At 64.9% G+C, this 12,350-nt stretch carries 11 protein-coding genes; 8 read left to right on the top strand and 3 right to left on the bottom strand.

Annotation, left to right across the window (positions count from 1 at the left end):
• Positions 1-244 precede the first annotated feature (244 nt).
• Positions 245-421 carry a hypothetical protein gene (locus UNPF46_RS37555; RefSeq protein ID WP_181770007.1) on the bottom strand — a complete coding sequence of 59 codons (177 nt, stop codon included), beginning with the start codon at positions 419-421 and terminating at the stop codon, positions 245-247.
• A gap of 282 nt (positions 422-703) precedes the next feature.
• Here UNPF46_RS37555 and UNPF46_RS19165 point away from each other — a divergent pair, with 282 nt between their 5' ends.
• From UNPF46_RS19165 to UNPF46_RS19185, 5 genes are all read left to right on the top strand, one after another.
• Entirely contained in the window at positions 704-1,621 is a 918-nt protein-coding gene (locus UNPF46_RS19165; protein WP_100176710.1) for an ABC transporter permease subunit, read from the top strand.
• A gap of 11 nt (positions 1,622-1,632) precedes the next feature.
• Positions 1,633-2,952: a high-affinity branched-chain amino acid ABC transporter permease LivM gene (livM, locus tag UNPF46_RS19170; protein ID WP_100176709.1), complete on the top strand. Its 1,320-nt coding sequence runs from the start codon at positions 1,633-1,635 to the stop codon at positions 2,950-2,952.
• Positions 2,949-3,782, top strand: coding sequence for an ABC transporter ATP-binding protein (locus tag UNPF46_RS19175; RefSeq protein WP_100176708.1), 834 nt, complete (start codon positions 2,949-2,951; stop codon positions 3,780-3,782). Before livM ends, UNPF46_RS19175 begins: the two co-directional genes overlap by 4 nt.
• Complete coding sequence (locus tag UNPF46_RS19180) at positions 3,779-4,519, top strand: ABC transporter ATP-binding protein (RefSeq protein WP_100176707.1); 741 nt, start codon at positions 3,779-3,781, stop codon at positions 4,517-4,519. The genes UNPF46_RS19175 and UNPF46_RS19180 overlap by 4 nt, the downstream gene beginning before the upstream one ends.
• Before the next feature lie 161 nt (positions 4,520-4,680).
• Positions 4,681-5,799 (top strand): branched-chain amino acid ABC transporter substrate-binding protein, encoded by a 1,119-nt coding sequence (locus UNPF46_RS19185; protein ID WP_100176706.1) that lies wholly within the window; start codon positions 4,681-4,683, stop codon positions 5,797-5,799.
• Between the two features lie 81 nt (positions 5,800-5,880).
• On the opposite strand, the gene UNPF46_RS19190 is transcribed toward UNPF46_RS19185, so the two are convergent.
• The gene (locus UNPF46_RS19190; RefSeq protein ID WP_174718885.1) at positions 5,881-6,267 is read right to left on the bottom strand and encodes a response regulator; all 387 of its coding nucleotides are present in this window, start codon (positions 6,265-6,267) and stop codon (positions 5,881-5,883) included.
• A gap of 235 nt (positions 6,268-6,502) precedes the next feature.
• Between UNPF46_RS19190 and UNPF46_RS19195 the strand changes: the two genes are divergently transcribed.
• Positions 6,503-9,310 carry a PAS domain S-box protein gene (locus UNPF46_RS19195; RefSeq protein WP_100176705.1) on the top strand — a complete coding sequence of 936 codons (2,808 nt, stop codon included), beginning with the start codon at positions 6,503-6,505 and terminating at the stop codon, positions 9,308-9,310.
• A gap of 58 nt (positions 9,311-9,368) precedes the next feature.
• Positions 9,369-10,367, top strand: coding sequence for a P1 family peptidase (locus UNPF46_RS19200; protein ID WP_142251034.1), 999 nt, complete (start codon positions 9,369-9,371; stop codon positions 10,365-10,367).
• 162 nt (positions 10,368-10,529) lie between these two features.
• Here UNPF46_RS19200 and UNPF46_RS19205 read toward each other — a convergent pair whose 3' ends face one another.
• A complete protein-coding gene (locus tag UNPF46_RS19205) occupies positions 10,530-11,321 on the bottom strand; it encodes an EF-hand domain-containing protein (RefSeq protein ID WP_142251035.1) in 792 nt (263 codons plus the stop codon).
• A 252-nt stretch (positions 11,322-11,573) separates the two neighbouring features.
• Here UNPF46_RS19205 and rpe point away from each other — a divergent pair, with 252 nt between their 5' ends.
• Positions 11,574-12,275 carry a ribulose-phosphate 3-epimerase gene (rpe, locus tag UNPF46_RS19210; RefSeq protein WP_142251036.1) on the top strand — a complete coding sequence of 234 codons (702 nt, stop codon included), beginning with the start codon at positions 11,574-11,576 and terminating at the stop codon, positions 12,273-12,275.
• Positions 12,276-12,350 lie beyond the last annotated feature (75 nt).

A 12,350-nucleotide genomic window follows, 5' to 3' on the forward strand; every position in this document is an offset into this window, starting at 1 on the left:
GGAAGGCAGCGGCTTCGCCGGAGCTAACTCGCATCAGACTGTGGCGGCAATTTAAACCCTTTGTTTACCTTAACCGGGCCCCTGGGACGTCGTCATTCCGGGATGGTGGTCAGTACCCGGAATCTCGAGATCCCCGGGGGGGCTCTTCGAGCCGTTCCGGAATGACGGAGTGAGACCCAAAAGAAAGAAGGCCCCGCCTTCCGGCGGGGCCCTCGTCACCCTCAATTACTCCTGGGCTCCCAAACTACCTGTCCTGATCGCGCTGGCCGCCCTGATGCTGGCCGGGCCTGTCGCCCTGGCGCATCGGGTCGTTCTGCTGCTGCTGTCCGGGTTTCTGACCGCCGCCCTGCTGCTGCCCGGGGCGCTGCTGGCCGGGGGTCTGACTCTGCTGGCCCGGATTCTGGTTCTGCTGCTTCGTCATTCGGGGAACTCCCTTGTTGGACGTCAGAGACGAGATAACCGCCGCGATCCATATTGGTTGCCCCGGGAACCCAGTTCCTCGCAGGTGCGGAACCGAAAGCACCAAATGACCTCTGTACAAGACCTTCTGCCGAGGCGTTGACCTGTTGCAGCCGCCAGTTCCCTCCTGTTACAAAACCGGAAGAATGCTTAGGGGCTGCCGGGGCCCAAAGAAACGGCCCAATAAACCCACTCTCCTAAGAGCTCTTCCTTTGAGCCCGCGTCAGGTTTGGTACGGCAGCCCATGGATTATTTCGCCCAGCAGCTCATCAACGGCCTCGTGCTCGGCTCCATCTACGGCCTGATCGCGATCGGCTATACGATGGTCTACGGCATCGTCGGCATGATCAACTTCGCCCATGGCGACGTCTTCATGATCGGCGGCTTCATCGCCCTGATCACCTTCCTGATCCTGATCTCGCTCGGCCTCACCGCGATCCCGCTGATCCTGCTCGTGGTGCTGCTGGTGTCGATGGCGATCACCGCGCTCTATGGCTGGACCATCGAGCGCATCGCCTACAGGCCGCTGCGTCACTCCTTCCGCCTCGCCCCGATGCTGTCGGCGATCGGCATGTCCTTCGTGCTGACCAACTACTCGCAGGTCGCGCAGGGCGCACGCGTCAAGCCGATCCCGCCCGTCATTACCGGCGGCTATACCCTGCACGAGAGCGCGGACGGCTTCGTCATCCAGCTCTCCAACATCCAGATCATCGTGGTCATCACCACCATCGTGCTGCTGGCGATCTTCACCTGGCTGGTATCGCGCACAAGGCTTGGCCGCGACATGCGCGCCTGCGAGCAGGACCAGACCATGGCGGCGCTGCTCGGCGTCGACGTCGACCGCACCATCTCGATGACCTTCGTGATCGGTGCGGCGCTGGCCGCGGTGGCGGGCCTGATGTACCTGCTCTATTACGGCCTGGTCGATTTCTTCATGGGCTTCGTCGCCGGCATCAAGGCGTTCACCGCTGCCGTGCTCGGCGGCATCGGCTCGCTGCCGGGTGCCATGCTCGGCGGCCTCGCGATCGGCCTGATCGAGACGTTCTGGTCGGCCTATTTCTCGGTCGAGTACAAGGACGTCGCCGCATTCTCGATCCTGATCGTGGTACTGATCTTCATGCCGACCGGCCTGCTCGGCCGTCCCGAAGTCGAAAAAGTCTGACGGTCGCACGCGTGAAAGCTCCCTCGACCCACCCGGCTAAACCTGCAACGAGCATCCCCGCTCTCCTGAAGACAGCCTTCGTCAACGCGCTGATCGCGCTGGTGCTGTTTTCGCTGATGATCGGCATCCGCACCGAGGCGGGCTCCTCGGGCCAGCTCACCTATTGGACCCGCTTCGGTGACCTCGCATCCATCGTCGCCGCCGTGTTCGGCGGCTCGATCGTGATCGAGCTGCTCAGGCAATGGATCGGCCCGACCGGCGCCGAGAACCTGGTGCCGCCCGCGGTGAAGAGCGGCGTGTCGTTCATCGGCCGCTACCTTGCGCCCGCGCTCCTGATCTTTACGCTGCTGGTGCCGGTGATCTTCTATAACCAACGCTATATTCTCGATCTCGCGATCCTCGTGCTCACCTATGTCATGCTGGGCTGGGGATTGAACGTCGTGGTCGGGCTCGCCGGCCTGCTCGACCTCGGCTACGTCGCCTTCTACGCGGTCGGCGCCTACTCCTATGGATTGCTCGCCACCAATTTCGGCTGGTCGTTCTGGATCTGCCTGCCGCTGGCCGGAATCCTCGCCGCGTTCTGGGGCGTCCTGCTCGGCTTCCCGGTGCTGCGCCTGCGCGGCGACTACCTCGCCATCGTGACGCTCGCCTTTGGCGAGATCATTCGTCTCGTCATCATCAACTGGCAGGATCTGACTGGCGGCCCCAACGGCGTATCCGGCATTCCCCGCCCCTCCTTCTTCGGCATCCCGCTCGACAACAGCGATGACGGCCTCGCCGCCAAGCTCGGCATCGAATATTCGCCAACCCACCGCATTATCTTCCTGTTCTATCTGATCCTGGCGCTCGCGCTGCTCACCAATTGGGCGACGATCCGCCTGCGCCGCCTGCCGATCGGGCGGGCCTGGGAAGCCTTGCGCGAGGACGAGGTCGCCTGCCGCGCGCTCGGCATCAACACCACGACCACCAAGCTCACGGCGTTCGCGACGGGTGCGATGTTCGGCGGCTTTGCCGGTGCGTTCTTCGCCACCCGTCAAGGCTTCATCAGCCCGGAATCCTTTACCTTCCAGGAATCGGCGCTGGTGCTGGCAATCGTCGTCCTCGGCGGCATGGGCTCGCAACTCGGCGTCGCGCTGTCCGCGCTCGCCATGATCGGCGGCTTCGAGCTGTTCCGGAGCCTGGAGACCTATCGCATGCTGGTGTTCGGCATGGCCATGGTGCTGATCATGATCTGGCGGCCGCGCGGCCTGATCGGCCATCGCGCACCGACCGTCTATCTGACCAAGGCGCAGGCGATCTCCTCCGACCTCGTCAAGGAAGGGCACGGATGAGCGGCGACAAGATTCTTACCGTCGACCGGCTCACCATGCGTTTCGGCGGCATCGTCGCCGTGCAGGACCTGTCATTCTCGGCGGCGCGCAAGAAGATCACCGCGCTGATCGGGCCGAACGGCGCCGGCAAGACCACGGTGTTCAACTGCATCACCGGCTTCTACAAACCGAGCGGCGGCGCCATTCGCCTCACCCATGACGACGGCAGAACGGTCGCGCTGGAGCGCCTGAACGATTTCCGCATTGCCAAGCAGGCCAAGGTCGCCCGCACCTTCCAGAACATCCGCCTGTTTCCCGGCATGACCGCGCTGGAAAACCTGATGGTGGCGCAGCACAACGCCCTGATGCGCGCCTCCGGCTTCACCTTCCTCGGCCTCATCGGTGCGCCCGGCTATCGCGACGCCGAGAAGCGCGCGATCGATCTCGCCACCGACTGGCTCAAGCGGGTCAATTTGCTCGACCGCGCCGACGATGCCGCCGGCAATTTCGCCTATGGCGACCAGCGCCGGCTCGAGATCGCGCGCGCGATGTGCACCGAGCCCGCGCTGCTGTGCCTGGACGAGCCCGCCGCCGGCCTCAATGCGCGCGAGAGCGCGGCCTTGAGCGAGCTCCTGCTCTCGATCCGCGACGAGCTCGGCACCTCGATCCTCCTGATCGAGCACGACATGTCGGTGGTGATGGAGATCTCCGACCACATCGTGGTGATGGACCATGGCGTCAAGATCGCCGAAGGCACTCCGCGCGAGGTCCGCGACGATCCCAAGGTGATCGCCGCCTATCTCGGCACCGACGAGGACGAGGCCGCAGCCGTGATGGAGAGCGGGTCGTGACGTCGCCCACTCCCCTGCTCGCGATCCGCAGCCTTCGCGCCGCCTACGGCAAGATCGAGGCGCTGAAGGGCGTCGACGTCGAGATCAATGCCGGCGAGATCGTGGCGCTGATCGGCGCCAACGGCGCCGGCAAGTCCACGTTGATGATGACGATCTTCGGCAAGCCGCGCGCCCGCGCCGGCCAGATCCTGTACGAAGGCCGCGACATCACCGATGTTCCCACTCACGAGATCGCGCATCTGCGCATCGCGCAATCGCCGGAGGGCCGGCGCATCTTCCCCCGCATGAGCGTGGCGGAAAACCTCCAGATGGGAGCGGATGCCACCGAATGCACGGATGCGGAACGCGAGGCGACGCTCCAACGCGTCTTCACGCTGTTTCCGCGGCTGAAGGAACGCTATGCCCAGCGCGGCGGAACCTTGTCCGGCGGCGAGCAGCAGATGCTGGCGATCGGCCGTGCCTTGATGAGCCGTCCCCGCCTCCTCCTGCTCGACGAGCCCTCGCTCGGTCTCGCCCCGCTGATCGCGCGCCAGATCTTCGATGCAATCCGGACCCTGAACCGGCAGGACGGCCTCACCGTGCTGATCGTCGAGCAGAACGCCAACCACGCCCTCAAGCTCGCCCATCGCGGCTATGTCATGGTCAATGGCCTGATCACCCTGGCCGGCACCGGCGCCGAATTGTTGCAGCGCCCGGAGATTCGGGCCGCCTATCTGGAAGGCGGCCGACACGGCTGACGGAGCCGCAGGGCGCCCGCGTGCGGCTGAATGTGGCGAGATATCTGCGCCAATGCCCGTATTTTGCCGGTGACTTCTCCTCGAATTCATTCAAGAATGGCGCCCGGTTTGGACCGGGCATGCCCGGAAACTCCCACAGGCGACCACCCGCGAGGTATCTCATGAAATCACTGAAGCTCATCGGTCTGGCATTCGGCGTATCGATCGCGCTGTCGAGCGCGGCATTCGCGCAGGATGTCACCGTCGCTGTCGCAGGTCCGATGACCGGCGGCGAGTCCGCCTTCGGCCGCCAGATGAAGAACGGCGCCGAAATGGCCGTGGCCGATATCAACGCCGCCGGCGGCGTCAACGGCAAGAAGCTCGCGCTTTCCGTCGAGGACGATGCCTGCGATCCGAAGCAGGCGCGCTCGATCGCCGAGAAGATCGCCGGCGCGAAGATCCCGTTCGTGGCCGGGCACTATTGCTCGTCGTCGTCGATCCCCGCCTCCGAAGCCTATGCCGACGGCAACGTGCTCCAGATTACCCCCGCCTCCACCAATCCGAAGTTCACCGATGCGGGACTTTGGAACGTGGCGCGCGTCTGCGGCCGCGACGACCAGCAGGGCCTGGTCGCGGCGCAGTACATCGCCAAGAACTACAAGGGCAAGAACATCGCGATCCTCAACGACAAGACCACCTACGGCAAGGGTCTTGCGGACGAGACCAAGAAGGCGCTCAACAAGGCCGGCATCACCGAGAAGATGTACGAGTCCTACAACAAGGGCGACAAGGACTTCAACGCGATCGTCTCGCGCCTGAAGCGCGACAACATCGACCTCGTCTATGTCGGCGGTTACCACCAAGAGAGCGGCCTGATCCTGCGCCAGATGCGCGACCAGGGCCTCAAGACGATCCTGATGGCCGGCGACGCGCTCGCCGACAAGGAGTACGCCTCGATCACCGGCCCGGCCGGCGAAGGCACGCTCTTCACCTTCGGCCCCGACCCGCGCAACAAGCCGACCGCCAAGAAGATCGTCGAGGCCTTCAAGGCCAAGAACATCGACCCTGAAGGCTACACGCTCTACACCTATGCGGCGATGCAGGTCTGGTCGCAGGCGGCCAAGAAGGCCGGCACCACGGACGCCAAGAAGGTCATGGCTGCGATCAAGGCCGGCAAGTGGGATACCGTGATCGGCCCGATCGAGTATGACGCCAAGGGCGACATCAAGCAGCTCGACTATGTCGTCTACAAGTGGGACGCCAAGGGCGGCTACGCCGAGATCAAGGGCAACGGCACCTGAGCGCGGCGCGGGCCCTCGAGCCCGTCATGCGAACCTCGTCAACGCCCCGGCTTGCCCCGGGGCGTTTTTTTCGCGGCAGTATCAAACGGCTGCGGGCAGCTCGCCGGTAGCCGCGGTCTGGGCCTTGCGAAGCGCCTGCAGGAGATCGTTCGGTCGAAACGGCTTTTGCAGGCAAATCACGTTGGCGAGGTGGGGCGACTGTTCCATGAAATCCAGCGCCGTCATTCCGGACACCGCAACGATGGGAAGCCCCGGCGCGCGCTCCCGCAGGGCCGCGATGACGTCAACACCGCTGATGTCGCCAAGGAAGATATCGACGATCGCCGCGTCAAACGGGCTTTCCGCGAAGGTCTTCAGCCCGGCCGCGCCATTGTCGGCCTCGGCAACCTCGTAATGGTTGACCCGGAGCACGATCGCGACCATCGCGCGCACGTCCTTCTGGTCGTCGATGATGAGAACGCGAGGCATGGGAACAACTCCCGCAGATCGACCAAATCGTATGATTCAAACCTGGAACCCGGCACAGTAGCAGGGCATTATGACACCGCCCAGTAAAGCGCATCTTACCTGATCCCTGTTCCGCGTTCCCACCCAAATTAAGTAAACTGTAACCTTCGGTTGAGTCGTCGCTGCAACAGTTCGCGACACGCGCGCGGAACGGGTTACCGTGAAGGTCAGCCTGCCCGGATCTTGGAATGCGGAGATGCTCAAAACGGGTCTGCACGACATGAATGCGCCTGCGATCGACCGAAGCACCTTCCTTTCAACCCTGCCGGCCACGTCGGCCGACCGAACCGCGGCCTTATGGATCGTCGGCATTTCCTCGATCCTGTTCGCCCTGGCCGTTCCGTTCGCAGGTATCCCGTTACTTCCGATCCCGGCCTTCGTCGCGAGCTATCAATCGGCCCTGGCGGTCAGCGACATCGTCACCGCCGTGCTGCTGCTGTCGCAGTTTTCGGTGTTGCGGACCCGCGCGCTGTTGTGGCTGTCGAGCGGCTACCTGTTCACCGCCGCGGCGGCGCTGGTGCACGCCCTCACCTTCCCCGGCCTGTTCACGCCGACCGGGCTGTTTGGGGCGGGCAGCCAAACCACCGTCTGGCTCTACATGATCTGGCACGGCGGCTTTCCGCTCTTCGTCCTCGGCTATGCCTGGCTGAAGGAAAAGGACGGCGGCCCCAGGGTCAGAGGCACCACGCGCAACGCGATTTACGCCATCGTGCTCGGCGTGGTCGCGGCCATGGGGGCCTTCACCTGGATCGTCACCGGCCAGCACGATCTGTTGCCGGTGCTGCTTCGCGACGGCCGTTACACTGCGACCATGATCGGGGTCGTGTCCTTCGTGTGGTCGCTGAGCTTTGCCGCGCTCGTTTCACTGTGGTTCCGCCGCCCGCATTCGGTGATCGACGTCTGGCTCATGGTCGTGATGTGCGCATGGCTGTTCGACATCGCGCTGTCCGCGATCGTCAACGTCGCACGTTTCGATCTCGGTTTTTATGCCGGCCGTCTCTACGGCCTCTGCGCGTCGAGCTTCGTGCTCGCCGTGCTGCTGATCGAGAACGTTCGCCTTCAGGCCCGAACGGTGGGTCTCGTCGGCAGGCTGCGCGAGCAATCGGCATCGGATCGGGACTTCTACGGCAAGCGGCTGGCGCTCTATGGCGCCGTCGTCGAATCCTCCAACGATGCCATCATCACCCAGTCGCTCAACGGCGTCGTCACCGGCTGGAACCGCGCCGCCGAGGACCTGTTCGGCTATTCCGCGGCGGAGGCCATCGGCAAGCCGATCGACATCATCGTACCGAACGATCGCAAGCCGGAAGTCAGGAGCATTCTCAACCGCATCAGCGGCAACGAATCGATCGCCCAGCACGAGACGGTCCGAATCAGAAAGGACGGTCGCGAGATCGATGTCGTCCTCAATGTCTCGCCGCTGAGGGCGGAGGACGGGCAAATCATCGGCGCCTCCAAGATTGCCCACGACATCACCGAGGAGAAGCAATCCAGGGAAAAGCTTCGCCGGGAGATCGAGGAGCGGCAACGCATCTTCGAGACCTCGCAGGACCTGATCCTGGTCACCGACGGTTTCGGCAATTTCATCCAGGTCAGCCCGAGCGTGAAGGACATCCTTGGCTTCAGCCCGGAAGACATGATCGGACACAGCGCGACCGAGTTCATCCACCCCGACGATCTCGACAAGACGCGGGAGGAGATGCGCGCGGCGCGGCGCGGTGCGGTCAAGCGCAGCTTCGAGGCGCGCTACTATCACTACGACGGTCACGAGGTCACACTGAACTGGATGGGCACCTGGTCGGAGCCCGTGAAGCGCCATTTCTTCATCGGACGAGATCTGACGGAGAAGCAGGCCGCCGAGGCTCAATTCCGCCAGGTGCAGAAGATGGACTCCATCGGCCAGTTGACCGGCGGCGTCGCGCACGACTTCAACAACGTGCTGACCGTCATCACCGGCACGATCGGTATCCTGGCCGACGCCGTCGCCGACCGCCCCGAGCTCGCTGCCATCACCAAGCTGATCGACGATGCCGCCGAGCGCGGCGCGCAGCTGACCAAGCATCTGCTCGCCTTCGCCCGTAAGCAGCCGCTCCAGCCGCGCGAGATCGACGTCAATGCGCTGGCGCTCGAAGCGGCCAAGCTGCTGCACCCCACCCTGGGCGAGCAGATCACCATCGTGCCGCAGCTCACCGAGGATGCATGGCCGACGCTGGTCGACCCCGGCCAGCTGTCCACGGCGATCCTCAATCTCGCGCTGAACGCCCGGGACGCCATGCCCGAGGGCGGGACCCTGGTGCTGGAAACCCGCAACATATTCCTCGACGACGGCTATGCCAGCATGAACCCGGACGTCGTTGCCGGCAGTTACGTGATGATTGCCGTCAGCGACACCGGCTCCGGAATCCCGCCGGAGCTGATTGACCGCGTGTTCGACCCCTTCTTCACCACCAAGGAGGTCGGCAAGGGCACCGGGCTCGGGCTCAGCATGGTGTTCGGCTTCGTCAAGCAGTCGGGCGGCCACATCAAGATCTACAGCGAGCAGGACCACGGTACGAGCGTGAAGATCTACCTGCCGCGCTCGAGCGGCGTGCAGGAGACCGAGATCGAGGCGCTGCAGAATGCGCCCATCACCGGCGGCAGCGAGAAGATCCTGATCGTCGAAGACGATGCGCTGGTGCGGCAGTATGTGGTGACCCAGGTCAGGAGCCTCGGCTATACCGCGCTCGAGGCCGCCAACGGCGCGGATGCCCTGACCATCATCGACAGCGACAAGACCATCGACCTGCTCTTCACCGACATCATCATGCCGGGCAACATGAACGGTCGTCAGCTGGCCGACGAAGCCGCCCGGCGCCGCCCCGACCTCAAGACACTGTTCACCTCGGGCTATACCGAGAATGCCATCGTCCATCACGGCCGGCTCGATTCCGGCGTGCTGCTGCTGGCGAAGCCCTACCGCAAGTCCGAGCTCGCCAAGATGCTCAGGACAGCCCTTGCCAGTTGAGCCTGCGGCATCCCTGCGCTATCGCTGAAGCGCAACGCCTTCAGCCGACGGAGCCGCCTTGAAGAATCTCCTCACCGATATCGCCGGCGTCCGCGTCGGCCATGCCGAGGATGCCAAGGTCGCCTCCGGCACCACCGCGATCATCTTCGACCAGCCGGCGGTCGCAGCCATCGACGTCCGCGGCGGCGGTCCCGGCACGCGCGAGGACGCGCTGCTCGATCTTGCCAATACCGTCGAGCGCGTCGATGCGATCGCGCTATCGGGCGGTTCCGCCTTTGGCCTCGATGCCGGTGGCGGCGTGCAGGCCTGGCTCGCCGAGCAGGGGCGCGGCCACCGGATTCGCGAAGCGCTGATTCCGATCGTGCCGGGCGCGATCCTGTTCGACCTCCTCAACGGTGGCGACAAGGCCTGGGGCCGCTTCTCGCCCTATCGCGACCTCGGCTACGCCGCTGCCGCCACCGCGGGCACGGATTTCGCGCTCGGCAGCGTCGGCGCCGGCCTCGGTGCCACCACTGCGACGTTCAAGGGCGGGCTCGGCTCGGCATCGGCCGTGACGCGTGATGGCGTGAAGGTCGCGGCGATCGTCGCCGTCAACGCGGTGGGCAGTGTCACCGTCGGCAACGGACCCTGGTTCTGGGCGGCGCCGTTCGAGGTGGACGGCGAGTTCGGCGGCCGCGGCCTGCCCGACGGGTTCACCGACGACATGCTCCGCATGCGCATCAAGGGCGGTCCCGCGGCCGGCGCGCGCGAAAACACCACCATCGGCGCCGTCGTCACCGACGCGGTGCTGACCAAGCCTCAGGCCAAGCGGCTGGCGATGATCGCGCACACCGGCTTTGCGCGCGCGATCTATCCGGTGCATGCACCGCTGGACGGCGACGTGCTGTTTGCCGCGGCCACCTGCGAGAAGCCGATCGAGCCGCTGATTGGCCTCACCGAGCTCGGCATGGTCGCCGCCAACGTGGTCGCGCGCGCAATCGCACGCGGCGTGTACAACGCGACCGCGCTGCCGTTCGCCGGCGCGCAGCCGGCGTGGCAGGACCGGTTTGGCGGATAGTTCGACGCCCATCTCTTCACGCACCAGGTGTCATCGCCCGGCGAAGACCGGGCGATCCAGCGTTCCAGAGACAGACCTGATTGAACCGATGGGCCGCGGCGTACTGGATGCCCCGGTCAAGCCGAGGCATGACAGCGTCACTTGCGGGGCGAGATTAACCGCTTACACGCTCATCGACATGGACGAGCCGGCAGCCGCCGAAGCGCCCTGCGCCTGCCCACCTTGCTGCTGCATCAACTGCGCGAACAGATCGTAAGCCGAATTGCGGGAGCTGGAGGCGCCCGGCACCGTCGTCGACATCTTGAAGCCGTCTGCATAGGTGACGGTGGTGGTGGTCGAGCCGTCCGCGGCCGTCGTCGTGGTCGAGGTCGATCCGCCGCCGGACTTCGACGAGGAATCCGATCCATCGCCCGCGCCGCTGGCACCTTGCGCGTGATGGTGGCCGCCGTGCCCGCTCTTCAGCGCCTTCGACATCTCGTCCAGGCTCACATTGCCGTCCGCATTGGAGTCCAGCTTGGAGAACACGTCGTCAGCCTGCGCGAGGTTGGTCCCGCCAGCGCCCAGCGCGTCCTCGAACTCGGATTTGGTGATGCTGCCGTCGCCGTCCGCATCGATCTGCGAGAACAGATCCTTGAGTGCAGCATCCCGGCTCTTCGACGTCGAGGAGGTGGAGCTCGCGGAGGTCGAGCTCGTCGCACCGCTGGTGCTATCGGCCGATTGGCTCTGCGCGGCGATCAGCGCGCTCATGGTCTCCGGCGAAATTTGCGCGCAACTGCCTGAATTGACGGAGGAGGTCGCGCCGCTGGTCGTGCTGCTTTTGCCGCTGTCGATCGCAAACGGATTGGTCGCGCCCTGCGCAGACCCCGTCTTGTGCGTCGAGGAGGACGATTTCGAGTTCGTCAGTGACTGGATCGCGTCGAGGGCGCTCGAGACGGCACCAAGGGCGAACAACATTGCACAACTCCAACCAATGCGGCATGCCGCGGCCAATGTTCTGCAGGCGAGATCAGCAAGCGTCGTGCCAGCGCGAAAAGTTCAATGAAATCTGCCGCTGCCGCACCCCAGGCGGCCTCGGCACATCGGCAATTCGTGCCGGTCGCGGCAGAAATTTCCGCCCACAGGAAGCACGCCTCCCTGCATTGCCCGCCGTGGAGGCCCATGTTAGGCGAGGCCCATCTTTCACGGCTCCTTCCGGGAAACCGCGCCATGACCCAAGCCTTCGTCCCCCGCCCCCTGGCCATCGCACCCTCGATCCTGGCCTCGGATTTCTCCAGGCTCGGCGAGGAGGTGCGCGCGGTGGACGCCGCCGGCGCCGACTGGATCCATCTCGACGTGATGGACGGTCATTTCGTTCCCAACATTTCCTACGGCCCCGACATCATCAAGGCGATGCGCCCGCACACCAAGAAGGTGTTCGATGCGCATCTGATGATCTCACCCTGCGATCCCTATCTCGAGGCCTTCGCGAAAGCCGGCTGCGACCACATCACCGTGCATGCGGAGGCCGGTCCGCATTTGCACCGCTCGCTGCAGGCGATCCGCGCGCTCGGCAAGAAGGCCGGCGTCTCGCTCAATCCCGGCACGCCGATCAGCACGCTCGAATATGTCCTCGACCTCGTCGACCTCGTGCTGGTGATGTCGGTCAATCCCGGCTTCGGCGGCCAGGCCTTCATCCCCTCGGCGATCGGCAAGATCCGCGACATCCGCGCGATGACCGCGGGACGCCCGATCGACATCGAGGTTGACGGCGGCGTCGGCCCCGATGTTGCGGGTGCGCTCGCCGCGGCGGGCGCCAACGCCTTCGTCGCCGGCACGTCCGTGTTCAGAGGCGGCACCCAGGACGCCTACAAGGCCAACATCGCCGCGATCCGCAACGCGGCGCTGGGAGCACGCGGCGAAGCGATTTGAGCCAGATCGAGCGGCGCAAGCGAACGACCGGAAATCTCGCGGCTTTTACGGGTGTTGCGACGCGCAATGCCTAAA

The sequence above is a fragment of the Bradyrhizobium sp. UNPF46 genome (assembly GCF_006658625.1).
In the GTDB taxonomy this organism is placed as follows: domain Bacteria; phylum Pseudomonadota; class Alphaproteobacteria; order Rhizobiales; family Xanthobacteraceae; genus Bradyrhizobium; species Bradyrhizobium nitroreducens.